24 protein-coding genes are annotated in these 25296 nt (G+C 46.1%); 12 read left to right on the top strand and 12 right to left on the bottom strand.

Translation table 11 applies throughout. From position 1 onward, the window contains the following. Entirely contained in the window at positions 1 to 1929 is a 1929-nt protein-coding gene (locus LIN78_RS08315; protein WP_227180332.1) for a lytic transglycosylase domain-containing protein, read from the bottom strand. Between the two features lie 111 nt (positions 1930 to 2040). Here LIN78_RS08315 and LIN78_RS08310 point away from each other — a divergent pair, with 111 nt between their 5' ends. Next, positions 2041 to 3408, top strand: a complete 1368-nt coding sequence (locus LIN78_RS08310; RefSeq protein WP_227180331.1) for an NAD-dependent succinate-semialdehyde dehydrogenase — start codon at positions 2041 to 2043, stop codon at positions 3406 to 3408. 50 nt (positions 3409 to 3458) lie between these two features. Here LIN78_RS08310 and LIN78_RS08305 read toward each other — a convergent pair whose 3' ends face one another. The 5 genes from LIN78_RS08305 to gap form a co-directional block, all read right to left on the bottom strand. Continuing rightward, positions 3459 to 4208: an oxygen-binding di-iron domain-containing protein gene (locus LIN78_RS08305; protein ID WP_227180330.1), complete on the bottom strand. Its 750-nt coding sequence runs from the start codon at positions 4206 to 4208 to the stop codon at positions 3459 to 3461. After that, a complete protein-coding gene (locus tag LIN78_RS08300) occupies positions 4205 to 4810 on the bottom strand; it encodes a hypothetical protein (RefSeq protein ID WP_227180329.1) in 606 nt (201 codons plus the stop codon). Before LIN78_RS08300 ends, LIN78_RS08305 begins: the two co-directional genes overlap by 4 nt. A gap of 215 nt (positions 4811 to 5025) precedes the next feature. Continuing rightward, a complete protein-coding gene (locus tag LIN78_RS08295) occupies positions 5026 to 5388 on the bottom strand; it encodes a methylglyoxal synthase (protein WP_227180328.1) in 363 nt (120 codons plus the stop codon). Between the two features lie 19 nt (positions 5389 to 5407). After that, positions 5408 to 6889: a pyruvate kinase gene (gene pyk, locus LIN78_RS08290; protein WP_227180327.1), complete on the bottom strand. Its 1482-nt coding sequence runs from the start codon at positions 6887 to 6889 to the stop codon at positions 5408 to 5410. 266 nt (positions 6890 to 7155) lie between these two features. Next, positions 7156 to 8172, bottom strand: a complete 1017-nt coding sequence (gene gap / locus LIN78_RS08285) for a type I glyceraldehyde-3-phosphate dehydrogenase (protein ID WP_227180326.1) — start codon at positions 8170 to 8172, stop codon at positions 7156 to 7158. Positions 8173 to 8482: 310 nt separating this feature from the next. Here gap and LIN78_RS08280 point away from each other — a divergent pair, with 310 nt between their 5' ends. Next, the gene (locus tag LIN78_RS08280) at positions 8483 to 9412 is read left to right on the top strand and encodes an ABC transporter substrate-binding protein (RefSeq protein WP_227180325.1); all 930 of its coding nucleotides are present in this window, start codon (positions 8483 to 8485) and stop codon (positions 9410 to 9412) included. Positions 9413 to 9437: 25 nt separating this feature from the next. Here the strand turns inward: LIN78_RS08280 and LIN78_RS08275 are convergent, their stop codons facing one another. After that, positions 9438 to 9941 (bottom strand): ComF family protein, encoded by a 504-nt coding sequence (locus LIN78_RS08275; protein ID WP_227180324.1) that lies wholly within the window; start codon positions 9939 to 9941, stop codon positions 9438 to 9440. Positions 9942 to 10277: 336 nt separating this feature from the next. Between LIN78_RS08275 and bioB the strand changes: the two genes are divergently transcribed. The 6 genes from bioB to trmL are packed head-to-tail and all read left to right on the top strand — an operon-like array spanning position 10278 to position 15403. Continuing rightward, positions 10278 to 11342, top strand: a complete 1065-nt coding sequence (gene bioB / locus LIN78_RS08270; RefSeq protein WP_264474570.1) for a biotin synthase BioB — start codon at positions 10278 to 10280, stop codon at positions 11340 to 11342. A 5-nt stretch (positions 11343 to 11347) separates the two neighbouring features. Next, positions 11348 to 12511, top strand: a complete 1164-nt coding sequence (bioF, locus tag LIN78_RS08265; protein WP_227180322.1) for an 8-amino-7-oxononanoate synthase — start codon at positions 11348 to 11350, stop codon at positions 12509 to 12511. A 4-nt stretch (positions 12512 to 12515) separates the two neighbouring features. Further along, entirely contained in the window at positions 12516 to 13325 is an 810-nt protein-coding gene (gene bioH / locus LIN78_RS08260) for a pimeloyl-ACP methyl ester esterase BioH (RefSeq protein WP_227180321.1), read from the top strand. Further along, positions 13322 to 14200, top strand: coding sequence for a malonyl-ACP O-methyltransferase BioC (bioC, locus tag LIN78_RS08255; RefSeq protein ID WP_227180320.1), 879 nt, complete (start codon positions 13322 to 13324; stop codon positions 14198 to 14200). The genes bioH and bioC overlap by 4 nt, the downstream gene beginning before the upstream one ends. A 27-nt stretch (positions 14201 to 14227) precedes the next feature. Continuing rightward, on the top strand, positions 14228 to 14932 hold the full coding sequence (bioD, locus tag LIN78_RS08250) for a dethiobiotin synthase (RefSeq protein WP_227180319.1): 705 nt from the start codon (positions 14228 to 14230) through the stop codon (positions 14930 to 14932). A gap of 6 nt (positions 14933 to 14938) precedes the next feature. Continuing rightward, positions 14939 to 15403, top strand: coding sequence for a tRNA (uridine(34)/cytosine(34)/5-carboxymethylaminomethyluridine(34)-2'-O)-methyltransferase TrmL (trmL, locus tag LIN78_RS08245; protein ID WP_227180318.1), 465 nt, complete (start codon positions 14939 to 14941; stop codon positions 15401 to 15403). A 27-nt stretch (positions 15404 to 15430) separates the two neighbouring features. On the opposite strand, the gene LIN78_RS08240 is transcribed toward trmL, so the two are convergent. From LIN78_RS08240 to grxC, 5 genes are all read right to left on the bottom strand, one after another. Beyond that, complete coding sequence (locus LIN78_RS08240) at positions 15431 to 16483, bottom strand: DUF475 domain-containing protein (RefSeq protein ID WP_227180317.1); 1053 nt, start codon at positions 16481 to 16483, stop codon at positions 15431 to 15433. 33 nt (positions 16484 to 16516) lie between these two features. After that, on the bottom strand, positions 16517 to 17524 hold the full coding sequence (locus LIN78_RS08235) for an NAD(P)H-dependent glycerol-3-phosphate dehydrogenase (protein ID WP_227180316.1): 1008 nt from the start codon (positions 17522 to 17524) through the stop codon (positions 16517 to 16519). A gap of 20 nt (positions 17525 to 17544) precedes the next feature. Beyond that, a complete protein-coding gene (locus LIN78_RS08230) occupies positions 17545 to 17994 on the bottom strand; it encodes an SH3 domain-containing protein (protein ID WP_227180315.1) in 450 nt (149 codons plus the stop codon). Continuing rightward, a complete protein-coding gene (gene secB / locus LIN78_RS08225) occupies positions 17994 to 18452 on the bottom strand; it encodes a protein-export chaperone SecB (protein ID WP_227180314.1) in 459 nt (152 codons plus the stop codon). Before secB ends, LIN78_RS08230 begins: the two co-directional genes overlap by 1 nt. Before the next feature lie 114 nt (positions 18453 to 18566). Further along, positions 18567 to 18821, bottom strand: coding sequence for a glutaredoxin 3 (gene grxC / locus LIN78_RS08220; RefSeq protein WP_227180313.1), 255 nt, complete (start codon positions 18819 to 18821; stop codon positions 18567 to 18569). 300 nt (positions 18822 to 19121) lie between these two features. Between grxC and gpmI the strand changes: the two genes are divergently transcribed. From gpmI to guaD, 4 genes are all read left to right on the top strand, one after another. Next, the gene (gene gpmI, locus LIN78_RS08215) at positions 19122 to 20666 is read left to right on the top strand and encodes a 2,3-bisphosphoglycerate-independent phosphoglycerate mutase (protein WP_227180312.1); all 1545 of its coding nucleotides are present in this window, start codon (positions 19122 to 19124) and stop codon (positions 20664 to 20666) included. A gap of 158 nt (positions 20667 to 20824) precedes the next feature. Further along, positions 20825 to 22243, top strand: a complete 1419-nt coding sequence (locus LIN78_RS08210) for a murein hydrolase activator EnvC family protein (RefSeq protein WP_227180311.1) — start codon at positions 20825 to 20827, stop codon at positions 22241 to 22243. A gap of 121 nt (positions 22244 to 22364) precedes the next feature. Continuing rightward, positions 22365 to 23816 (top strand): S41 family peptidase, encoded by a 1452-nt coding sequence (locus LIN78_RS08205; protein WP_227180310.1) that lies wholly within the window; start codon positions 22365 to 22367, stop codon positions 23814 to 23816. Between the two features lie 149 nt (positions 23817 to 23965). Beyond that, positions 23966 to 25285 carry a guanine deaminase gene (guaD, locus tag LIN78_RS08200; RefSeq protein ID WP_227180309.1) on the top strand — a complete coding sequence of 440 codons (1320 nt, stop codon included), beginning with the start codon at positions 23966 to 23968 and terminating at the stop codon, positions 25283 to 25285. Positions 25286 to 25296 lie beyond the last annotated feature (11 nt).

The following is a 25296-nucleotide window of genomic DNA, read 5'->3' as shown; positions in this document are numbered from 1 at the left end:
TTATTGCTTCGCAGGCATAACCCCCATACGGCGCTTCAAGCTCACGTATGGGTCGCCCAATACAGCCGCGTAGTAGACGGCATTTGACATCACCTTCTTCACATAATCCCGTGTTTCATCAAATGGGATATTCTCGGTATAGATTGTCCCTTCCAACGGCGTTAAACCTAACCAAGCGCGTGCGCGGCCGGGACCAGCATTGTATGCGGCAGTCGCTAGTACTGGATGGCCTAGACTATCTAATACATATTTCAAGTAACTAGTCCCTAGCAACACATTCGTCTCAATGTCATGAATCGCTTTTGGATTGTAACTTTCAAAGCCAATTCGTTTGGCAATCCATGTAGCGGTCGTTGGCATTAATTGCATTAAACCAGCCGCTCCGACAACAGACTTCGCAACAGAGGCAAATCGGCTTTCTTGGCGAATGAGTCCAAACACCCAAGATTCATCTAACCCCACTTGTTTAGTTTGGCTTTTCATCACTTCGCGATACGGGCTTAAGAAACGCAAAGTGAAGTTATGTAATGAACGCGTTCTTTCCGCCGTATTAATTGCACGGTCATACCAGTTATTGCGTTTAGCCAATTCTGCTGCGGCAATTAACTGTTTATCATCCATGGTTCGCATGACTAACAGCCACTCTCTGTTAGCCTCTGTCTTCCAATCCATTTGATACAGTTGCAAACCGCGTTGAATGGCCGGCAGCTGAGACACTTGCTTAATGTCATTTTCAGTTGGTTTATATTGATCTTTCAGGTCTAGATTTGCTTGACCAAGTTCTTCTGCTGCTAACAAACCATAGAAGTTATATTCTTTAGATAGCACAGCATACAAGTCTCGTGACTCGTCCAACTTACCCAATTGGGCAAAAGCTCTCGCTTTCCAATAGCGCCAAGATGGGTCTGATGCTTGTTTTGCAGGCATTGCATTGATTGTAGATAGCAACATCTCCCAATCCTTGGATCGCATCGCCGCCCTTGCCTTCCAAGCCAACTGATCATCTGACAATTGCTGATTATTCGTCAGCTTAAACCAATCGTCCGCCATCGGAGAAAGTTTGTAGGCCGCCCAATAAGCAACGACGCTCCAACCATAACGAATATCATCTTGCGAAGCACCTATTTGAATTTGCTTCCACTTGCTCGCCGCGGCATCGGGATCATTCATTGCCAAGCGGTTAAGGGCAAAAAAAGTGGTTTCTTTTGCTGCGACATTACTTGGTAGCGCGTCTAATTTATCTAGCCACTTTTGGGGTGATTGGTAAATCTGCGTTAGTTGCGTAATGTTTAATTGCTCATTGGCAGGCAAAAAGCGATTCGCTTCTCTTGCAGCATCTAAGTTGTCCGATTTACTGACACGCCCACTCCGTAACGCCATTCTCATTCTTAGCCATGGGTCATTGACGATTGATACATTTTTTTGCTGCAGGGTTGAAAATAAATCTAGGCAGCTATTTGGTTGATCATCGCCAGACAACCAAATACTTTTCACCTCTGCAGTATCAATTCGACCTTCGGTTTGTAACCTAGCTTGCGTCCGATAGCAGGTTAGGTCTAAGGTTTCTGTTCCAAAACCGTTATAGTTTGTTAGCAACTTTTGCCATTGTTGTCGACGGCCTAGATAGCTCAGCCAATCACTTTTTAAACGTTCAGCTAATGGCGTATCTGAAAACTGCTTTTGAAATGACAAAATCTGTTCATCTGTATTGTTGTCCATATTAATCGACAACAGCCAGTATCTTGGGTAGGCCGCAAATATCGTTCCATCTAACTTAGCGGACAATTGAGTGAGTTTATTCACATCTTTTGCGCGAAATGCGGCTTTTGCCTGCGCCAAATCCTCCGGAACACCTGCTATGGACAAATTGGCAGCAAGCAGTAGCGCCCCGAATAAAGGAATACGAGTAGAATAGACAGCAGATTTCATAAGCGAACGTCTTTTTGCAGATTGGGTTGGATTGTCAAATGCGTAGCAGGCAATACCGCCCTTGCTATTAGGTAGACAGTAAAACCAAGAATAAGTTGTAAGGATAACACAATGCCATATGAAAGCCGGAACCCGGCAACAGAAGAATTATTGGCGAGATTTGAAACGATTCCATCCGCAGCCATTCCTTTGCTCATTGAAAAAACCGCATCGGTTCAAAAACAATGGGCTAGTTTTACCTTAGCATCGCGATGTGACGCCCTGCTGAGTGTTGCCAAACACCTATCTGAACATAAAGAAAAATACGCAAGGTTAATGAGCGTAGAAATGGGTAAGCGCTGGAGTGAGTCGCTAGCAGAAGTTGACAAGTGCGCTGATCTTGCCCGCTTTTATGCTGCAGAAGCCGGCAGCATGTTAGGCAATGAGCCGGTCGAACTACCACATGGCAGAGGCTATGTTTGCTACCCACCACTAGGTACTGTGCTAGGCGTCATGCCTTGGAACTACCCATTTTGGCAGGTGTTTCGTTTTGCTGTCCCTGCATTACTGGCAGGCAATGCCTGTTTGCTAAAGCATGCGGCCAATGTCCCGCAGTGCGCGCAGGCAATCGAAGAGGTATTTGTCGAGTCTGGTTTGCCAGAAGGCGTTTTCCGGAATATTTTTGCAGAAAACGATGATGTAGACCGGATCATTGCTCACCCGTCTGTTAGAGCAATTTCTTTTACAGGCTCTGAAACAGTGGGTAGATTAGTTGCCGCCACAGCAGGCCAATATTTAAAGAAATCTGTCTTAGAGCTAGGTGGTTCTGACCCTTGGATTGTATTGGCCGATGCAGATATTAGCCCTGCAGTGGACCAAGCGATTGCAGCAAGGTTTATCAATGCAGGACAAGCCTGTACAGCAGCAAAGCGAATGATTGTTGTGCCAGAAATTGCCGATGAGTTTGTTAGCTTGTTAACGCAAAAGATTAATGCTATGCAGGTGGGGGACCCATTTGCAGAAGCGACAAACGTCGGTCCCATGGCAAGAAAAGACTTGAGAGACAAGCTGAATCGACAAGTAGCCGCAAGTATCGCCACAGGAGCAGAGCAAGTGTCTACCTCTGCAACTATTCCAGATGCTGGCTACTACTATGCGCCAGTGGTGCTAGATCATGTCCCAACCAATGCATCCGCCTATTTTGAGGAGTTGTTCGGCCCAGTGGCCACGATCTTGCGCGCCAATGATGAAGCAGATGCACTCCGAATTGCTAACGATACTCGCTACGGCTTAGGCGCTGTGGTTTGGAGTAAAGACATAGAAAGAGCGGAGCGATTTATCAGCCAAGTAGATTCTGGGATGGGCTATGTGAACGGCCAATTAAGATCTAACAACCGCCTACCTTTTGGTGGAGTGAAAGCATCTGGTTATGGGCGCGAGCTTTCTCGGTTTGGCTTAAGAGAGTTCACAAATATTCGCTCTGTTTGGATTCGTGAATAACAAAAAACCGGCGCTCGCCGGTTTTTTGTTATTGAAAACTGGATAACTGCTTATTTCTTTTTAAACGTCTGCAAGCCTATTGGCAACTCTGCAAACCAATTGATAAAACGCATCACATCGGCCCCTTGGTAAATGGCGCCATGCTGTGGGCACATCATATCGATATCTAATGCAGCAACTCGCTCACACCAGTCTAGCTTCGCTTCTGCAGACCCCATCCAGCGTTGATGAAATCCTCTTGCAAACTCAATATGGCGATCAAAATTGCTTACATACATTTCATTTTGATCATCAGGCATCAATGCCGCACCAACATCTCCAGAGAATAAAATTTTTGCCACTGGATCATATAACTGCATATTGCCTGATGAGTGTAGGTAGTGCGCGGGAACAACTTCGACACTTAACTCGCCAAGCGATAAGGTCATGCCCTCATCAGGAATACCAATTAACGTTTTATCATCACCACCAAAGTGAGGAATAAATCCAGTCCATAAGCGGCTGGTATAACAACGCAACTTCGGATTAAAGTCTAGCCACAAGCCTAGTGATGAAATAATGTCTGGATCTTGGTGAGAGGCGAATAGCGCCTTGATACCGAGAGGGTCGATTACAGTGCAAATAGCAGAGAACACCGCAGGGAAAATCTCACTGCCGCCTGGGTCTGTGAGTAGCGTATCGTTTCCAGAGGTGATTAAGTATTCATTGGTATCAATGATGTAACCAAACTTACTAGGATCGCGGGCAATAATTGTCCACGAGTGGTTTCCTTGTTGGAAGATCGTCTTTGCCTGCTTCATTGATTATCCTCTAGGGTGTTACATAAGACATCCAGTGCGGGCAGGATGGCATGAATATTTTGATCAAAGTCGGTAGACACTTCTTTTAGCTGCTGGCTAAACGAACCACCATAAGCGGCTTCAATTTTTGCGGATCTTGAAATGGCAATTCCAAACTGGCAGATGCGTCTTGCATCCATTAATTTACCAAGTAATTCATTGCGTAGATGTTTGATCCGAACAACCTGCTCATCACGATACGCAGCATGGCTTTCAATCACACCGGCAAGTGCAGATGTGTGATTGGTCACTTGAGATTGAGCAGCCGTTAACAGCAAGCGTCTGCGCTCTTGTCTAAGAAGTACTGTAATGCAGTTGACCGAGTCATGCGCCTCCGCTTTTAACGCATGCATTAATTGCGTTAACTCTACAGCGAGTACGCGTAGTTCTTTTGAAATGACGCCAAAGCCAAGTGCAATTTTCCCCGCTCTATTGGCAAGCAAGATGGCATTTAACGCCATCAAGTTGATGTGAAAAGCGATGACTACCACTTGCTTAATACCTTCATTGAGATGAACGATATCTAGCAAATCCTCGGCGGCATTCTTCTGATGCTTTTTCATCTCACTTTACCTTGCTCCAGTACTCATCCAAAGGATAGTAGAAATTTATGAAATTTGCTTGGAATAGATGAGAAATTTGGAATGTATTTTAGGAAATGAACTGTAAAAGAAATGGGTATATGTGGAATTGATGCATATCAAGCACAAACACAAATGGCGAAATAGCGGTTTAAATTGCTATTTCGCCATTCATATTATTTTAGATAATGCTAAGGCTAAATCTGGTCCAACAAAATTTCTGCTGCAGCTAAGTTGGTTGCAAGCGGGACATTGTGAACATCGCACACGCGCATTAAGGCAGTGATATCTGGTTCATGGGGCTGCGGTGTCATTGGATCACGCAAGAAGATCACCATATGGACGCGACCTTCCGCAACCAACCCACCAATTTGCTGATCCCCTCCTAAGGGGCCAGACATATAAGCGGTGACATTTAAGCCTGTTGCGGCATGAATGCGAGCACTTGTTGTCCCCGTCCCCACCAATTGGTGTTTGGCCAATTGGGAAGAGAAACGAGTAGCCAAGGCAACCATGTCATCTTTTTTTCTATCATGTGCAATTAATGCAATCGTCGACATGTCACTTACCTTGATTGAATTAAGCAGCTGGCTTTTTACGCGGTGCAGGCTTTTTTGCTTCTGAAGCTTTTGGTTCAGAATAGCCAACCTTCACAATTTTTAATGTGTTAGTGCCACCAGGCTTGCCGATTGGCTCGCCATTCGTTAACACGATTGTATCGCCAATTTCTACCACACCTGCTTCTAATAGCTTTTGCTCTGCTAGCGCCAACACAGAATCACGGTCATGGCCTTGTGTTTCCATCAAAATTGTATTCACATCACGGTAAAGCGCTAAACGGCGGCGTGTACTTTCTTTTGGTGTTAATGCATAGATTGGCACACCGGCATTTAAACGACTCATCCACAACGCGGTAGAACCAGACTCGGTTAATGCGGCGATCGCTTTGACCTTTAAATGATGCGCGGTAAATAGTGCAGCCATCGCGATTGATTGATCGATGCGGGTAAAGGTACGATCTAAGAATTCTTTATCTAGCGTAATTTCAGAAGATTTTTCTGCCTCGATACAAATACGAGCCATGGTTTCCACTGTTTCAACCGGGAATTGTCCAGATGCAGTTTCTGCAGACAACATCACTGCATCTGTTCCATCCAATACCGCATTCGCTACGTCAGATACTTCTGCGCGCGTTGGCACAGGGCTTTGAATCATTGACTCCATCATCTGTGTTGCAGTGATAGAAAGCTTGTTCATTTCGCGTGCCATGCGAATCAGGCGTTTTTGCGCAGCAGGCACTGCAGCATCACCAATTTCCACAGCCAGATCACCACGCGCCACCATCACGCCATCACTTGCAGCCAATAACTCTTCTAGATTTTGATATAAGGCTTCAGTACGTTCTACTTTAGCAATCATTAATGCATGTCCACCTGCCGCACGCATTAGCTCTCTTGCCATGTACATATCTGCACCATTTTTAGGGAATGACACCGCAACAAAATCCGCCTCGAATGACACGGCTGTTTTGATATCGTCCATGTCTTTTGCGGTTAGCGCAGGGGCAGACAATCCGCCACCCAATTTGTTAATCCCTTTTTTATTACTTAGGATGCCGCCATGCACGACAAAACAGTGGATTTCACTGCCAAAGACATCATCCACTTTCATTTCGATACGACCATCATCCAGTAATAGTGTATCGCCAGCTTTCACATCGCTAACTAGTTCTTTGTAATCTAGGCCAACGCGGGTTTCATCACCTTCGGTGGCGTTCGCATCTAAAATGAATTTGCTACCAGAGGCTAACTGGATTTTGCCATTCGCAAACGTGCCAATACGGATTTTAGGGCCTTGTAAGTCGGCCATGACGCCAACGTCTTTGCCTAAACGAGCGGCAATATCGCGGACAAGACGAACACGTTCAATATGATCTTCTGCTTTGCCATGAGAAAAATTGATACGTACAACATTTACACCGGCCAAGATCATCTTGGACAAAACTTCTTCGGTAGAACTTGCTGGGCCTAGTGTTGCAACAATTTTTGTATTTCTTAACATAGGTGATATCACGCTGAACGCGTGCCTCCAAAGGAATTGGCTTTTCCGAATTGAATAATAGGGATCAATCTAGATGTTCTGGTTTGGTTATAGCGCAGCCGTGTGACAAATGCATTTTGCGGTGCAAAATACCTAATCACAGAAAAAAGGAAGGGCACAAGACAGAAGTACCTCCCCCCAGAAGTACAAACCATCCTGCGCCCCCCACTCGTGAACACGGTTGTGCTACGTTTCATGGTGTAGAACTACACCTAGGAACGGCTGGTTTAGCCAGCAGCTTTCATTAGTGCAACGGTAGTATCCAACATGCGGTTAGAGAAGCCCCACTCGTTGTCATACCAGCTAGAAATTTTAACTAGTTTGCCTTCAGAAACTTTTGTCAGCGTAGAGTCAAAAATACTAGAGTGTGAATTATGGTTAAAGTCTACAGACACTAGTGGTGCGGTGTTGTAGGCCAAAATACCTTTTAGCTCGCCATCTGCGGCCGCTTTTAGAATGCTGTTTACTTCTTCAACGGTCGTATCGCGTGCAGCAACAAAAGTTAAATCAACCAATGAAACGTTGATTGTTGGAACGCGGATCGCGAAACCATCTAATTTGCCATTTAGTTCTGGCAATACCAAACCAACGGCTGCAGCTGCACCAGTTTTGGTTGGAATCATAGAAGAAACCGCAGAGCGCGCACGACGCAAGTCTTCGTGATATACATCTGTCAGCACTTGGTCGTTAGTAAATGCATGCACGGTTGTCATCAAACCATTTACCACGCCTAATTTTTCATGCAATGGCTTAACCAATGGCGCTAAACAGTTAGTTGTACATGACGCATTAGAAATAACGGTATCTGTTGCTTTTAATACGTTGTGGTTTACACCGTAAACGATGGTCGCATCCACATCTTTACCACCAGGGGCAGAGATGATGACTTTCTTAGCGCCAGCTTGTAGGTGTAGACCTGCTTTTTCTTTGCTAGTGAAAAGACCGGTACATTCCATTACTACATCGATGTCCAACTCTTTCCAAGGTAATTCTGCTGGGTTACGTACTGCGGTTACACGAATACGATCACCATTTACCACCAAGTATTCACCATCTACCGATACGGTACCTGGGAAAGTGGCATGCGTTGTATCGTACTGAGTTAAGTGAGCATTTGTATTAGCGTTGCCTAGATCATTAATAGCAACGATTTGAATATCTTGTTTCTTACCGCCTTCGTAGAAAGCACGTAAAACATTGCGGCCAATGCGGCCATATCCGTTAATAGCAACTCTGATTGTCATAACCGTCTCCACTCGCTGGTGTTATTTTTTGCGCTCATGCGCCTGTTTCAGTATAGATGTCGTGTTGAAACATCCATGATCTTTACAGTGGCCAATGCCAATCGAAAAGATCATTCACTTCTTGGTGGGTTTGACGATAACTTTAGACCAAATGTAGGCAAATTACAATATAAAAAAACTTTTTTTGTTGTAAAACTAAATTCCGATCAATAAAAAACGCAAGCTTTCGTTTTGGCGTTATCCTTCTATCTATAGAAAAATGACCAGTTAAATACATGGCGATGAAAAAAAGAGAGAGGCACTGCACGGCATGAAGAAACGTTTTTCGCTATTTTTAGGCGCATTCCTTTTGCTCCCCCCTGCGTTTGCAGAGTCTCCAATACAAATTGGCGTCTCCCTTTCTGATCTCGGCAACCCATTCTTTATTACATTGGCAGAACAAGTAGAACTCGCTGCGAAGCGGGTTGGCGGAAAGCAAATGCGCGTTGCAGTCGTTTCTAGCGCGTATGACCTACAGCGCCAAATTCGCCAAATCGAAGAGTTCACTAGCCAACCCGTCCAACTAATTATTCTGAATGCCGCAGATCCTGTCGCGATTGAGCCCGCCGTAGACAAAGCAAAAGATAAGGGCATTAAAGTAATTGCGGTGGATGTAAACGCTACAGGCGCAGACATTACGATTACAACCGACAACATCATGGCGGGAAAGATGGCTTGTGAAGCACTCGCCAAGAAAATGAAAGGCAGAGGCAGCATGGCCATTTTAAATGGCCCGCCTGTGTCTTCTATTATCGAAAGAACCACCGGCTGCCTTCAGGCAATTGCACACTTCCCTCATATCAAAGTGGTATCGAAGGATAAAAATGGCGGAGGCAGTAAAGAAGGTGGTGTCGCCAAGATGACGGAGCTACTTGCCAACTACCCAGACTTAGATGGCCTATTCACTATTAATGACCCGACAGCGATAGGCGCAGAAATGGTGATCAAACAAATGGGCAAAAAGCGTATCCCGATTTATAGTGTCGATGGTGCCCCTACCATTGAAGAACGCTTAAAAGACCCGACCTCGATGATTGAAGGTTCCGCAACACAATCGCCACAAATGATGGCAAAACTGGCAGTCGAAGCAGGACTTCAGCTAATCAAGGGAAAAGCACCTTCTAAACGAATTATCCTGATTCCCCCAACGTTGATTACCAAGCAGAATATTGCCAGTTACAAGGGCTGGGGAAAGCGCTAAGTCAGATCATCGCAGGAGTATCAGGTTATAACGCCTTTGCGATCACCCACCCATGTACAGAAGCCGCCCCTGCTCTTTTAAGTAGTTTTGCTACGGTTTCTAATGTGGCACCTGTTGTCATCACATCATCTATTAACATAATGTGTTGATGCCGAATGTCATCCGGGGATGGAAGGAAAAATGCTTCTGCCAGATTTTTTAACCTTGCCCGTCGATCTAAACCTTGCTGAGACGGCGTGGACTCCGTTTTAACAATCCAACCTTCTTGATAACGCGCCCCACTTCGCTTCGACAACTGCTTTGCCAACAGCGCAGATTGGTTATAGCCACGCTCACGCAGCTTTTTCTCATGCAATGGGATAGGCAGAAAGATCAAGTTCGCAAGGGGGATGTCAGGCAATCGATCGATCATCAGGTTAACTAGGAGTTTGGCATCAAAACTTTTGCCATCGTACTTATACTGATGAATTAACCCTCTGATGGAGTCACTAAACCGGTAGGTAGCGGTTACCGAGTCTAACAGAGACACTTTTTGCAGGCATCCACCGCAAACACCGGCCACAGGAAGTTCACATGCACAGTATCGACAGGCCATTCCAAGCCGAGGGAGTGCATCACGACAATGTGTGCAAATTGACAGCCATGTAGGCACGCCACAACATCGGCAATTCATAAGCGGCATGAATTGTGCAAATTTTATACAATTGTTAAAAATATTACCCATTCAAAATTGACAACATAAACATACACCGTTAGTCTGATCGGAAATTATTGTTCGACACGAACAAATATGTCATTTGCGTATTATAACTATTTTTGATGGAGTATCCATTCCGTGAGCACTGAAACCCCATCTAGCAGCGTGATGCAGTTCCACACTTCGGTTCGTAGCACACCTCATCCAGAAATTTCTCGCGTTAGTGTGGCAGAAGTAGAAGGCTTATTTGCACTTCCTTTCAATGATCTGCTGTACCAAGCACAAACGGTACATCGTGCTAACTTCGATCCAAACCATGTTCAACTATCCACACTGCTATCTATTAAAACGGGTGGCTGTAGTGAAGATTGTAGTTACTGCCCACAATCCTCTATGCATGATACTGGCGTGGAAAACGAACCAATCATGCCATTGAACACAGTACTAGAAGCGGCAAAAGCAGCGAAAGCAGCTGGTGCAGGACGTTTCTGTATGGGCGCGGCATGGAGAGGTCCTAGCGAAGACGATTTGGCTTCTGTGATTGAGATGGTTAAAGCAGTCAAAGCAATGGGATTAGAAACCTGTGCAACGCTAGGCATGTTAAAACAGGGCCAAGCGTCACAACTTAAAGATGCTGGTTTGGATTACTACAACCACAACCTAGATACCGCGCCAGACAAGTACGGCGACATTATTACAAGCCGTGATTATGAGGATCGTCTTGACACCTTAAACAAGGTACGAGAAGCAGGCATTAACGTGTGCTGCGGCGGTATTGTGGGGTTAGGCGAAGAACGAGAAGATCGCGCCGGTTTATTAGCGCAACTAGCTAACCTAGAGCCACAACCAGAATCTGTACCTATTAATAACTTGGTACAAGTAGAAGGCACACCGCTAGAAGGCACCGATCCAATTGATTGGACCGAATTTGTTCGTACCATCGCTGTTGCCCGTATTCTTTTGCCAAAAAGCTACGTTCGCTTATCTGCGGGACGTCAGCAAATGCCAGAAGCCATGCAAGCACTTTGCTTTATGGCCGGGGCAAACTCCATTTTTTACGGCGATAAACTACTAACTACTGGCAACCCAGATGTAGCGCGTGACCAAGCACTATTGGCTAAATTAAATATCAACGGTGCCAACGTTACCCATACAGAAGAAGACTTAGGCGATGAACAAGCCGCTTCTGCTGGCGGATGTGGCTGCGGAAGCGGTCATCACCATCACGGATAAGCGATATGTTTGAACGATTTCAGGATGGATTGGCACAATTAACGCAAGAGCATCGCCGACGGACAAGACGTATCCTTCAAAGCCCTCAAGCCCCACATTTGGTGGTAGATGGAGAAGAGAAACTCTCTTTCTGTAGTAATGATTATCTTGGTTTAGCCAACCATCCAGAGATCGTTAACGCCATGCGTGATTCGCTAGTACACACTGGCGCAGGCACTGGTGCATCACATTTAGTAAGTGGCCATCATGCTTGGCATGAAGCATTAGAAAAGGGACTGCTTGACTGGTTAGGTCGCCCTTGTCTCACGTTCGCTACCGGCTACACGGCGAGCATTGGGATAATTCCAGCGCTTGTCGATCGAGCTGACGCGATCTTCATGGATAAACTCAACCACGCCTCGCTAAATGATGGTTGCCAATTATCGCGTGCAACATTGCATCGCTTTCGACATAACGACATGGTGCAGTTGGCTCAGCTACTCGAAAAAAGCGATGCCCGCCAAAAGCTAATTGTCGTCGATGGCATCTTTAGTATGGATGGGGACATTACCCCCCTGCCCGCATTAATCCATTTAGCAGAACGATTCGATGCCTGGATCTACCTTGATGACGCGCATGGGATTGGTGTCATCGGAGAAGAAGGCAAAGGTACAGCGAGCCATTTTGGTCTTCATAACCACCCACGGCTCATTCAACTAGTCACCTTTGGAAAAGCGGCAGGAAGCCAAGGCGCCGCCGTTTGTGCAGAACCTGTTGTCATCGATTGGTTAATGCATCATGCAAGAAGCCATATATTTACCACCGCAGCACCAGCGAGTTTAGCGGCAGGGCTTTGTACAAGCATCCAAATCATGCGCGCAAGCGATGATAGACGCGCCCATTTGCGACAGCTTATTCAGTATTGGCAAAAAGGTAGTCAACACTTGCCATGGACTAGCTTACCATCAGAGACGCCCATTCAAGGGTTAGTGGTTGGTGAAAATGCGGCAGCAATGTCCCTCGCTTCTGCATTGTGGGAAAAAGGCATTTGGGTACCCGCAATACGCCCACCTACCGTCCCTGTTGGCACCGCGCGATTAAGAATTTCTTTGTCTGCTAGCCACCAAATTGAAGATCTCGATTTATTATTAGATCGCATTCATCAATTAGCGACCAACCAATCTGTTTAAGCACATGACTCAACCGCATTTACATATCGATACGCTTCCCTGTACGGACCTAACATCAAACACACAACGTCCGCCAATAGTGCTTTTGCACGGATGGGGAATGCACGGCAAAGTATGGGGTGAATTCGCGAACCAGTTAAGCGCGCTCAGCACCGTGCACGTAGTGGACTTACCAGGGCATGGCCATTCTGCCCATACACAGCCATTTGATTTAGCCAACATCGCCAAGACTGTCACCCATGCGCTACCGATGCCCGCTATTTGGGTGGGTTGGTCACTCGGCGGCATGGTGGCACAATTAGCTGCGCTTACCAATCCAACGATCGTATTAGGCCTTGGACTCATCGCCAGTTCTCCTTGTTTTGTCACAAGGGAGGATTGGCCAAATGCAATGAAACCTGAGGTATTAGCGCAATTTACCACCGCGTTAAGCCAAGATGCAGAAGGCACACTCCAGCGCTTTTTAGCCTTACAAGCGATGGGAATACCAACGGCTAAACAATTGGCCACCCAACTGAAACAACATTTAGCGAGCCGCCCATTAGCGCATCCACAAACGCTAAGTGATGGCTTAGCGATCTTGAAAGATGAAGACTTAAGAACGCTATTAACGCAGATACAATGCCCAGTTAGCCTAATTTATGGCGAACGGGATGCACTAGTACCTGCCGCAACGGCTCATTGGCTAAAAACCGCTTTACCCCAAGCGAATTTGCAATTACTTGCCCAATCCGCGCACGCCCCCTTTCTTACGCATCCAGAAGTTTGTCTGGATGCAATTGAACACCTCTTGCAGCAGGCCACATCAAAATGAGCGAACATTTTCTTCCTAATAAAAAACTGATGCGCGCATCGTTTAACTCGGCTGCTGAACAATACGATGCAGCAGCCATCTTGCAGCAAGAAGTATGCGACCGCATGGCAGAGCGCCTAGCCTATATCAAACTTGAACCCGAAATTGTCTTAGATGCAGGATCTGGCACTGGCTTTGGTCGAGAAAAACTGCAAGCGCAGTATGCAAAAGCAAACGTCGTAGAACTAGACATTGCGCATGCCATGCTGATTGCCTCTAGAAAAAAGACCTCAAAATGGAAGCGTTTGTTTAAAGAACCACCAGCTATCTGTGCCGATATTGAACAACTTCCGATCGCAGATAATAGCCTTGGTATGATTTGGTCTAACCTTGCCATCCAATGGGTAAATGATCTTGATCGCGCTTTTGCAGAGTTTCATCGCGTGTTGCAACCCAATGGTCTTCTCATGTTCTCCACCTTGGGGCCAGACACGTTAAAAGAACTCCGCCATGCATTTTCTGGTGTTGATAACTCAGACCATGTGAATCGATTTATCGATATGCACGATATTGGAGACGGCTTAGTACGCAATGGTTTTGCCACCCCCGTCATGGACATGGAGTTCATCACCATGACTTACCATGACGTAAAAGCGGTGATGAATGATCTAAAATCCATCGGCGCCCACAATGTCATGCACGGACGGCCTGCCGGCTTGATGGGTAAGCAACGCTGGCAACGCGTATTAGAGACGTATGAAACCTACCGCAAAGATGGTTTACTACCAGCGACGTACGAAGTCGTCTATGGCCACGCATGGAAACCAGAACCAAAAGCATCGAAAACCTTGGCAGATGGCCGACAAGTGATAGAATTCCGCCCTCGAACGAAATAACTGACGCGAAGTAGACAGGAGACCCAAATGGGGGGCGCATTTTTTGTAACCGGAACCGATACTGAAGTAGGCAAAACCATGGTGAGTGTGTTGCTCATGCATGCCCTTCAGCGACAGGGCTTACAGGTATTAGGCATGAAACCGGTTGCCTCTGGCTGCCTACCGTCTGATGAGGGGTTAATCAGTGAAGATGCAGAGGCTTTAGCAAGTGCGGCAAGCCTTGCTCTACCTAAGTCACTTATTAATCCTTATACATTTGAAGATCCTATTTCACCGCATCTTGCCGCAAGAGATGCCAATACTGACATTGATCTTTGGCAAATTGCGGGGAATCTAAACCAACTACGCCAGCAAGCGGACATTGTATTAGTCGAAGGTGCAGGCGGTTGGTTTGCGCCAATTAGCGACGAACGCGACATGGCTGATTTGGCAATGGGGCTTCAACTGCCGGTTGTTTTAGTAGTTGGCATGAAGTTAGGCTGCATTAACCATGCGCTATTAACAGCCAAAGCGATTGAAGCCAAAGGCTGCCGCTTAATTGGCTGGGTAGCCAACCGGGTTGAACCTCGTATGCTTCGCTTTGAAGACAACCTAAAAACGTTAACCGATCGTATTGGGGCACCGTTGCTAGGCGTGATTCCTTACCTAGAAAATGAGGAAGCGGCATCTCAGGCAGTCGATAATATGGCAATTGAACCGCTGCTTTCTCTTACCCCTGCCACTTGTGAGTAACGAGCTATGTTGCACATTGTCTTATTTAACCCAGAAATCCCACCTAATACCGGCAACATCATCCGTTTAGCAGCCAATACGGGCTGTCAGCTTCACTTAGTTGAACCATTGGGTTTCCCATTAGACGACACAAAAATGAAGCGTGCGGGTTTGGATTACCACGAATATGCCGAGATGAAGGTCCACAAAGACTGGGAAAGCTGTGTGGCAGCACTTGCAGGCAAACGCATGTTTGCACTCACGACAAAGGGCAGCCAAAATGCATTTTCTGCGTCTTTTCAAGATGAAGATGTCTTGATCTTTGGGCCAGAAACCCGAGGGTTACCAGCGGATATTTTAGCGACATTTGAATCGGACAGACGTTTGAGACTGCCGATGCAACCGACACAAAGAAGCTTAAACTTATCGAATACGGTTGCAATTATGGTATACGAAGCGCTAAGACAAACCGGTTTTCAAGGAATGGGCTAACCAAATAAGTTAGCCCATTTAGAAGTGTTATGACTGAATTGCTTTTTTATTGTGGCGGATTGATGAGATCAGTGAGACAGCAATAAAGCCGGCACCAATCAACCCCGTCACTACTTCAGAAATTTCATGTACGGTGCCGAGATACATAATCGCCGCCAATGCACCAATCGCGTAGAAAGCACCATGCTCTAAATAGCGAAATGCATCTAGGGTTTCTTTTTCCACAAACATAATGGTCAGTGAACGCACAAACATTGCACCAACGCCTAAGCCAATCGCAATAATAAAAATATTATTCGACAGCGCAAAGGCACCAATCACCCCATCAAAGCTAAAGCTAGCATCTAGCACTTCCAGATAAAGGAACGCAGATAACCCGGTGCGAGCAACCGCTACGGTTGCGCCATTCGCATGGGACTTCTCTTCTTCTTCATTTTCTAGTAGCGCACTAAACCCATCGACAATTAAATAACATGCCAAACCAGCTAAACAGGCAAGGACAAATGGTAATTGCTCGTGATGAGGCATCGCTCTGCTCATCATATAAACTGCGGTAATACAAAGCACAATTTCGAATGAGTGCATCCTACCAACCTTGGATAGCGGCGCTTCAATCATGCTAATCCAATGCACATCCTTCTCTTTGTCTAAGAAAAACTTTAAAAACACCATGAGCAAGAATGTTCCGCCAAAGCCAGCAACCACCACATGAGCAGACGTCAATGTCGCGGCATATTGAGCGGGTTGGTTAATCGCCATGAAAAATGCATCCCATGGTGTTTGGCCTGCAATAATCGCCACGATTAAGATAGGAAAAACAATTCGCATCCCAAAGACAGCAATTAACATCCCCCAAGTCATGAAGCGATGTCGCCAAACTTTATCCATATCTTTCAATACGGTAGCATTCACCACGGCATTATCAAAAGACAGAGACACTTCTAACACCGACAAAATAAGGGCAATAAAGACTGCTTTGGGACCACCCAAATGAAAGGATTCCCCTGCAATATACGCCAACACTAACCCTGCAATGAGTGTCAGGATTGACCCTTTAAAAAACCGATTAATTGTGCCCAAGTAACACTCCAAAGGAAAAGATAGCGGAAAGCATTAAGACTCTACAACAGGCACACGGGCTAATAAATCCGCCACCACATCACCTGTTTTTGCATCGCCGCGTAATAATCGGCAAACAGCATTGGTAATTGGCATACTTACACCTAATGAAGCTGCCAACTGTTCGGTTTCTAGCGCCGTCGGCACGCCCTCTGCTACATGGCCTAAATCGGCCAAAATAGCTTTTAGCGGTTTATCTTCCGCCAAAGACATGCCCACACGGCGATTACGCGATAGATCGCCGGTACAAGTAAGCACCAAATCGCCCAAGCCTGCCAGCCCCATCATCGTTTCTTGACGGCCACCCAAACAAATGGCGAGCCTAGTGAGTTCGGCCAATCCGCGCGTGATTAGCGCTGCGCGCGCGTTGTGCCCAAGAGAAAGACCATCCGCCACGCCAGCCGCAATGGCAAGAATGTTCTTCACCGCCCCACCTACCTCTACTCCCACCATATCGTCTGTGGCATAAAGGCGTAACCTTGCACTATTTAACTTTTGAACCCATTCCGTTGCAAGCGGCAAAGAAGCGCAAGCCAAAGTAACAGCCGTCGGTTGTCCTAACGCGACCTCTCTTGCAAAACTAGGTCCTGAAATCGTGCCGCAAGGAATATCACCTAATACTTCTTTCACGACCTGATGTGGTAGTAATCGGCTACTGACCTCAAACCCTTTACAAGCCCAGAATACTGGGGTGGCTGATTGGCGAACCGGTTGAATTCGCTCTAGGGTTGGGCGTAAGCCAGCGATCGGCGTCACCACTAATACCAACTCAGCAGAAGCAACGGCAACTTCAATATCACTCGTCACCGCTAACGACTCAGGAAAATTAGCCTCGGCTAAATAGCGAGTATTTTTCCGCTCGCTTAACATCAATGAAGCGTGCGCGCTATCTCGCGTCCACAAAGTCACATCGTGACCAGAACGCGCGAATGAAATGGCAAGTGCAGTACCCCAGGCACCGGCACCAAGTACTGCCATTTTAATTTGGCAAGAATTCTGCATGAGAAGCGTCTAGCGTTTGATTAATAACCCCATACATCAGATTGCTTTAACCAGCCGATTGCACCGCTTTTATGCTGCACTTTCAGCCAACCCGCCACTTTTTCTGATGATGAAGGTTCAGAAAGACTAAACCATACGGACTTAGTCAATTTAGAAAGGATAGGCGAAGTGGGCTCCGGCTTTGCATACAGCGAAGCCCCTTCTTTTAAGACCATTACGGTTCGCTTATTCGACCAATCAGGAAGATGCCCCCATGCCAAAGCACCGGAAGCATCTCTGATTTTTAGCCACTCACCTTGAGAGATCACCACTTCAACCGGATAGCCTTCACTAACAAGGAAGACCTTCTTTGCTGTTGAAGCAGGAGACTCGTATAGCACTACTCCACTTTTGACTGCAGAACGAAACTCGAGTGCGTTTGCAGTCGTAAAAGCAGAAAGCGCCATTAAGGAAGCGAACCAGAAACGCATTAAGCGTTTCCTTCTGTTGCCATTGCTTCTAGACGTTGAGCATACAACGCTTCGAAGTTAACTGGTGTCAAGATAACTGGAGGGAAACCAGCGCGGTTTACCAGGTCAGAAATCACTTCACGAACATATGGGAATAAGATAGTTGGGCAAGCAATACCAATGATCGCACCCATATCTTCTTCAGGGACGTTACGAATTTGGAAGATACCGGCTTGAGCCGCTTCTGCCAAGAATACGGTTTTGTCTTCGATTTTATTGGTGACGGTAACGGTCAAAGTCACTTCAAAGAAGCCATCGCCAATTTGTTCGCCTTCGTTATGAAGCTGCATACTAACTTCATTTTCACCATTTTCTAGAAAGATCTGTGGTGCATGTGGCACTTCTAGAGATAGATCCTTAACGTATAGCTTTTCAATATTGAATACTGGTGTGTTATCTGCAGCTTGTTGTTCGCTCATTACTATGTTCTCGGTAAGTTCTGATTAATTCAGTAATAAAAAATCGGTGGTAGTACGTGGCGTACGTTACCACCATTCGTTACAAGAATGCGATACGCATCTGGCAAAACCGACTCATTTTAGCAGAGGGTCGAGCTTTCCTGCACGATCTAAAGCAGATAGATCGTCAAAGCCACCTACATGAAGGTCATCAATGTAGATTTGCGGCACGGTGCGACGCTGAGTTCGTTCCATCATTTCCGCACGTTTCTCTGGATCAACATCAATACGCACTTCATCAATCTCGGTCACGCCCTTGCTCGCCAAAAGACGCTTCGCATTAATACAGAAAGGACAAACGGCGGTGGTATACATCGTAATTTTTGGCATGGTAAACCTCGGCACAACAAATTAAATCAAAGTGTCACAATACACGCTTTGACCTAAATCGTTAAGATTAGCTCCCTAATTTCCTACACTTTCACCTTCAAAACAACGTCTGCAAAATACGGGGGAATCAAAAATAATTCTTATTCGGGAATGAAAAAGCACGCTTGCTGTCTACCTGCTAGAAACAGAATCTATTAAAATAGCACTAACCCCCTGAAAATCCTGTGTTTCCAACAAGGTCAACCACCAAAAAGGTGAACGCTTTTTGGTTGAAATGGCCACACGAAGGTACTCATCACCATGCAGAACATCACACCTGTCGCCCTACTGATTTTGGACGGCTTTGGCTACCGTGAAGAAGGTAGCGACAATGCTATTTTGCACGCCAACAAACCAAATTGGGACAAACTGTGGGCTGATAATCCACATACCACAATTGATGCTTCAGAACATGCAGTAGGCCTACCGAATGGACAATTTGGTAATTCAGAAGTGGGACATTTAAATATCGGTGCAGGCCGTATTGTTCGCCAAGACATCACCCGCATTGATGTGGATATCGAAGCAGGCACACTGGGCAATAATGTTGAAATCCGCCAAGCGATTGACGCAGCCATTGCGGCAAAAAGCACCTTACATATTATGGGCCTAGCGTCTGATGGTGGTGTTCATAGCCATGAAGCGCACATCTTTGCATTAATTGAAGCCGCTGCAAAAGCAGGCGTAAGCAATATTGCTATCCACGCTTTCCTTGATGGCCGAGATACGCCACCACGCAGTGCTGAAACATATTTAGGACGCTTACAAGCCGTCTGTGACAAAACAAATGGCGCTGCGCGTATCGTGAGCATTGTTGGCCGTTATTTCGCGATGGATCGTGATAAGCGCTGGGATCGTGTTGAACTAGCTTATGACCTGATTACAAAAGGTATTGCACCATTTACCGCTACTAGCGCATTAGATGGCTTAGCAGCTGCTTATGCACGTAATGAAAATGACGAATTCGTTCAAGCAACTGCGATTTTAGATAACCAACAGCAAGCACAAACGCTAGCGGATGGCGATGTAATGATTTTTGCAAACTTCCGTGCGGACCGTGCGCGTCAAATCACCCAAGCACTTGTGTGGGAAAACTTTGATGGATTTGAACGCAAAGTGACGCCAAAGCTAACTCGTTACGTATCGATGACCAGTTATGGCGATGCCTACACCAACCCGGCAGCTTACCCACCAGTAAAACTATCTAATACCATTGGTGAGTATTTGGCTAGCAAAGGGTTGAATCAGTTGCGTATTGCGGAAACGGAAAAGTACCCGCACGTGACGTACTTCTTCTCTGGCGGTGAAGAAACCCCATTTGCAGGGGAAGATCGTGTATTAGTGCCGTCTCCTAAAGTGGCAACCTACGATTTGCAACCAGAAATGAGTGCATTTGAAGTCACAAGCAAAATTGAAGAAGCAATTGCCAGTGGTAAATATCACGCGATCTTTGTGAACTATGCCAATGGCGACATGGTCGGACACACAGGGAATTTTGATGCGGCGGTAAAAGCGGTTGAAACCCTAGATGTTTGCGTACAACGCGTGGTAGAAGCCATGAAAAAAGCAGGCGGTGAAGTACTCATTACCGCTGACCATGGCAACTGTGAAGATATGTTTGATGAAGCCAGCGAGCAACTTCATACACAACATACCATGAATAAAGTACCGTTACTGTACGTTGGCCGTGACGCCGACACACGCGAAGGTGGCGCACTGCAAGATATCGCACCAACATTACTATACATGATGGGGGTAGATATTCCGCCGGAAATGACTGGCAAACCGTTGGTGACGCGTAAATAGGCTAGCTAGCGTAGTTTGAGGTGGTGGGTAAAATGACGAATCGTCACCCTATTTTACTCACCATATTAAATGACAATTAAATTGAACAAAGTACCTTAGTCAATTACACTTTGCAGGCGATTAACCCCGACCGTTAGCTGTTTGCAATCGGATACAACATGCCATTTGGTGTTCGAATCACCCCTACTGTTATTTCTCTTAGTGTTTTCAGCATAAGCCTGCTGCTAACCAATCCTTTAGCCTTGGCGAAAACAGCCCCTCAGCCAGCTGCAACGAATAGCCAATTAAAAGATTCTAAATCCGAACTCAATCAGCTTCAGCAAAAGATTCAGAGTGTGCAGCAAGCGGTGGTGAAGTCTGAGCAAAATCAAAAAGATGCCACGGATGCGTTGCAAGCGTCTGAAGCCGCCATCAGTAATACCAATCGTAAACTTGCAGACTTGGCGGATGAGCAAGATGACCTTCAGGATCAGCTAAAACGCCTTGATTTACAATCTAGTCAGCTGAATAAATCGATTCAAAAACAAAAAGCGGCACTCGCCAAAAAACTGTTATCCCAATACAAACACGGAAACAGTGACTCGCTACGCTTGTTACTTAGTAATACAGACCCGAATAAATCGAGCCGCGATTTAGCCTATTTAAAATTTGTCGCGGCTGCTCACCAAACGCAAGTGAAAGCCTTACAAGCGGATATTGCCAACCTTCAGCAAACGCAATCAGACATTACCGCGCATAAAGATCAGCTAAATAGTGTGGAACAACAACGCCAAGCGGAAAAGCAACAGCTATTAACGGAAAAAAACAATCGCGTTCAAACCCTTGCCAAAGTGAGCCAAGAGCTTCAACAACAGCGTCAGCAAATGGGTAAACTGAAGCGAGATGAAGGACGTTTAACTTCCTTAGTCGATAATTTAACAAAAATTCTTGCTGAGCAGGAACGTCAGCGACAATTAAGACTCAAAGCGGAAGCGGCCGCTAAAGCAAAAGCACAAAAATTAGCGGAAGCGCAGCGAAAAAAAGCGGAGCAACAAGCGAAGGCAACAACAGGCAAAACGACAAAATCGCCGAGCTCTAGCAATAGCAAAGTGGCTACAACAGAAACGACTGCACCAGCCAACACGACAGAAAAACCAGCAACGACGGTTACCCTTGGGGTAGAAAAAGCACAAGTAGCCGGTTCTGCACAGAGCTTAAAGGGAAAATTGCTGTCTCCGGTATCGGGTAGCCCATCTAACCGATTTGGCGCCCCAAGGGCGGATAGTGGTGTGGCGTGGCGTGGATGGTTTTACCCAACCAGCGAAGGTGCTGACATCAAGAGCGTTGCGGGAGGTCAGGTTGTTTACGCCGATTGGTTACGTGGCTTTGGCAATATGATTATTGTTGACCATGGCAATGGATTAATGAGTATTTATGGTTCTGCAGAATCTGTGATCAAACATGTAGGGGATCGGGTAGATGCGGGCCAGACAATTGCCAAAGCTGGTAGTTCTGGCGGGGCAGAGAAACCAGGGCTTTACTTTGAATTACGATATAAAGGTAAAGCTTTTGACCCTGCAGGCTGGTTAAGAGGTTGAAAATCCGACATACTCGTCGCATATTAATAAAACGGTTAGCGCATTAACTAACGTTAACCATGGCAAGTGTTCCACCAATTTGGAATACACCGTTTTTTGGCTTCGGCCGGGATGATCTTCAATGCCCAAACAGACCTTAAAAAAAGTAGGACTTGTTGCCGTTGGCGCTAGCCTAGGTGTCATGGTTAGTGTCAGCTTGCATTTATATGCGGATAAAAGCGCCACGCCACCAGCCGCTTCGGCAACCGCCAATAGCAGTGACAATTTACCAGTAAACGAACTGAATGAATTTGTCCAAGTGTTTGGTCGAATCAAACAAAGCTATGTTGAGCCTGTTGAAGATAAAAAGCTGATCAAAGAAGCCATCAATGGCATGCTGACCGGTCTAGATCCACACTCTACCTATCTAGATGAAGAAGCCTTCAAAGAACTCACCGAAGAAACCAAAGGCGAATTTGGTGGTTTAGGGATGGAAGTCGGTATGGAAGATGGCCTCGTCAAGGTCACTGCGCCAATCGATGATACGCCAGCCTTCCGTGCGGGTATTAAAAGCGGTGACTACATTGTTAAGCTAGATGACACGCCAGTTAAAGGCTTGACGCTAGACGATGCCGTGAAAAAAATGCGCGGCAAACCAGATACCTCGATTACCCTCACGATTTTCCGTAAATCGGAATCTAAACCCATTGTGATGACGCTAAAACGGGCAATCATCAAAGTGGCTAGCGTTAAATCTAGACTACTGGAATCCAACTACGGCTATGTGCGTCTGACGCAATTTAAAGAGCGTAGTACAGAAGATGTAGCGAAAGCTATTGATGCACTCTACAAACAAAACAAAACACCACTAAAAGGCTTGGTACTGGATTTACGTAACGATCCAGGTGGATTGTTGACGAGTGCCGTGGGCGTATCTTCTATCTTCTTGCCAGAAAAATCACTGGTTGTTTATACCGATGGCCGTACAGAAGACGCAAAAGCGAAGTTCTATGCGAACCGCGAATTCTATGATCCAAGACCAAGCATTGGTTCGGTAGACCCAGTGAAAATTGCCCCTGCTGCAGTTAAAAATGTACCGCTAGTCATCTTAGTGAATGGCGGAACAGCATCTGCTTCAGAAATTGTATCAGGCGCCTTGCAAGATCATAAACGTGCGATTGTGGTGGGTACACAGACCTTTGGTAAAGGCTCTGTTCAGACCGTACTACCGCTGGGTCCAAAATCAGCCATCAAGCTGACGACAGCCCGTTACTTCACACCAAACGGCAGATCAATTCAAGCGGAGGGGATTAAACCCGATGTGGAAGCGAAAGAAGGCACATTAAAAACCGACGAGGATCAAGATGCGTTGCGTATTCGTGAAGCCGACTTGGAACATCACTTAAATAATCCGAATAGTGATAAGCCAGCCTCTGAAGCCAAAACCCCGCTAATTCCACCGGTAAAATCTGGTGATGCAGCGAAGGCCGCAGCGAGTGTAGATGAAAGCCAAGCAACACGTGACAAAAATGATTACCAGCTTCAACAGGCCTTGAACGTACTGAAAGTACAACAAATCTTGCTGAAAAAATAATGCTCGCTTTTTGAGATGACAAAAGCCCTGCCTAGCAGGGCTTTTGTCATTTTATGGGGACGCTTCATTTATGAATGACAGTCGATCAGATTAGGTTTACGCTAACCATAACTAACCATTTGGTCAGCCACATCCAAGGGCTAGCAACCATGCAAATATCCGCTATAGAAATTTTTACTGGTGAGATTTTTCACTTCCTTGCAAACCCGGGGCTGCATTCAGAAGCTTCAGGCTGGGAATGGATTGACGATGGTGCCATTGCCGTTTGTGACGGTAAGATACTTGCCAGAGGTAAACGAACACATCTGTTCGAAACCTATCCGGATGCAAAAGTAAATGAGCATCGTGGGTGCCTTATCATGCCGGGGTTCATTGATACCCACGTGCATTACGCCCAACTAGATGTGATTGCTAGTTTTGGCAGCACCTTATTGGATTGGTTAGAACGGTACACTTTTCCTGCCGAAGCGGCATTTGAAAATGAAGCGCATGCATCTTTACTTGCCAATCTGTTTTTAGACGAGATGCTCCGCAATGGCATTACCACTGCGTCTGTTTTTCCTACTGTCCATAAAACCTCGGTCGAGGCTTTTTTTGAAGCTGCCTTTGCCCGTAATCTGCGCGTACTTTGCGGCAAAGTGATGATGGATAGAAATTGCCCTGCTTATCTTCAAGACACGGTTAGCAGCTCAGAAAAAGATAACCTCTCACTCATTGAGAAATGGCATGGTAAAGGGCGTTTGCTTTATTCCTTAACGCCTCGATTTGCCCCAACTTCGACAGCGCAACAACTGCAAATGGCGGGAGAGTTATTGCACGCCTACCCGACAATTCATTTACAAAGCCACTTAGCAGAGAATGTGGATGAAATACGGTGGGTAAAAGAATTATTTCCAACGAGCGATAGCTATTTGGATGTGTATGATCAGTTTGGCTTACTTGGCGAACGTTCCATTTTTGCGCACAGCGTACATTTATCTTCAGAAGACAAAATGCTCATGGGTAAAAATCAAACGGCAATTGCCTTTTGCCCTACGTCCAATCTATTTTTAGGCAGCGGATTTTTTGATTTAAGCCAAGCGGTGGCACATCAAATCCCGGTAGGACTCGCGACCGATATAGGAGGCGGAACGAGCTTTTCGATGTTTAGAACCATGACAGCCGCCTACAAAGTGCAACAAGTGCATCGCCATGCATTAACGGCGTGGCAAGCCTTCTATTTATCGACGCTTGGCGGGGCGAAAGCATTGGGGATTGATGCGCATGTTGGCAATTTTGAAATAGGCAAAGAAGCCGACTTCATTATCATCAATCCTGAAGCGACCCCACTATTATCCAGAAGATACCAATTAACCCAGACATTGGAAGAAAAACTATTTGTTCTGATGATGCTAGGGGACGACCGAGTGATTTCGGGAACGTATATAGCAGGCAAAAATGCATCCGCAACGCTAACGGGTGATTGTTAATGGGTTACCTT

The sequence above is a fragment of the Leeia speluncae genome (genome assembly GCF_020564625.1).
Lineage (GTDB): Bacteria > Pseudomonadota > Gammaproteobacteria > Burkholderiales > Leeiaceae > Leeia > Leeia speluncae.
The sequence above is the reverse complement of the archived record's forward strand: the minus strand, read 5'-3'. Positions and strand labels throughout refer to the sequence as shown.

Bases quoted from the DNA above. Each gene is read 5' to 3' on its own strand.
- LIN78_RS08315 (WP_227180332.1), bottom strand. From the start codon at position 1,929: ATGAAATCTGCTGTCTATTCTACTCGTATTCCTTTATTCGGGGCGCTA.
- LIN78_RS08310 (WP_227180331.1), top strand. From the start codon at position 2,041: ATGCCATATGAAAGCCGGAACCCGGCAACAGAAGAATTATTGGCGAGA.
- LIN78_RS08305 (WP_227180330.1), bottom strand. From the start codon at position 4,208: ATGAAGCAGGCAAAGACGATCTTCCAACAAGGAAACCACTCGTGGACA.
- LIN78_RS08300 (WP_227180329.1), bottom strand. From the start codon at position 4,810: ATGAAAAAGCATCAGAAGAATGCCGCCGAGGATTTGCTAGATATCGTT.
- LIN78_RS08295 (WP_227180328.1), bottom strand. From the start codon at position 5,388: ATGTCGACGATTGCATTAATTGCACATGATAGAAAAAAAGATGACATG.
- pyk (WP_227180327.1), bottom strand. From the start codon at position 6,889: ATGTTAAGAAATACAAAAATTGTTGCAACACTAGGCCCAGCAAGTTCT.
- gap (WP_227180326.1), bottom strand. From the start codon at position 8,172: ATGACAATCAGAGTTGCTATTAACGGATATGGCCGCATTGGCCGCAAT.
- LIN78_RS08280 (WP_227180325.1), top strand. From the start codon at position 8,483: ATGAAGAAACGTTTTTCGCTATTTTTAGGCGCATTCCTTTTGCTCCCC.
- bioB (WP_264474570.1), top strand. From the start codon at position 10,278: ATGCAGTTCCACACTTCGGTTCGTAGCACACCTCATCCAGAAATTTCT.
- bioF (WP_227180322.1), top strand. From the start codon at position 11,348: ATGTTTGAACGATTTCAGGATGGATTGGCACAATTAACGCAAGAGCAT.
- bioH (WP_227180321.1), top strand. From the start codon at position 12,516: ATGACTCAACCGCATTTACATATCGATACGCTTCCCTGTACGGACCTA.
- bioC (WP_227180320.1), top strand. From the start codon at position 13,322: ATGAGCGAACATTTTCTTCCTAATAAAAAACTGATGCGCGCATCGTTT.
- bioD (WP_227180319.1), top strand. From the start codon at position 14,228: ATGGGGGGCGCATTTTTTGTAACCGGAACCGATACTGAAGTAGGCAAA.
- trmL (WP_227180318.1), top strand. From the start codon at position 14,939: ATGTTGCACATTGTCTTATTTAACCCAGAAATCCCACCTAATACCGGC.
- LIN78_RS08235 (WP_227180316.1), bottom strand. From the start codon at position 17,524: ATGCAGAATTCTTGCCAAATTAAAATGGCAGTACTTGGTGCCGGTGCC.
- LIN78_RS08230 (WP_227180315.1), bottom strand. From the start codon at position 17,994: ATGCGTTTCTGGTTCGCTTCCTTAATGGCGCTTTCTGCTTTTACGACT.
- secB (WP_227180314.1), bottom strand. From the start codon at position 18,452: ATGAGCGAACAACAAGCTGCAGATAACACACCAGTATTCAATATTGAA.
- grxC (WP_227180313.1), bottom strand. From the start codon at position 18,821: ATGCCAAAAATTACGATGTATACCACCGCCGTTTGTCCTTTCTGTATT.
- gpmI (WP_227180312.1), top strand. From the start codon at position 19,122: ATGCAGAACATCACACCTGTCGCCCTACTGATTTTGGACGGCTTTGGC.
- LIN78_RS08210 (WP_227180311.1), top strand. From the start codon at position 20,825: ATGCCATTTGGTGTTCGAATCACCCCTACTGTTATTTCTCTTAGTGTT.
- LIN78_RS08205 (WP_227180310.1), top strand. From the start codon at position 22,365: ATGCCCAAACAGACCTTAAAAAAAGTAGGACTTGTTGCCGTTGGCGCT.
- guaD (WP_227180309.1), top strand. From the start codon at position 23,966: ATGCAAATATCCGCTATAGAAATTTTTACTGGTGAGATTTTTCACTTC.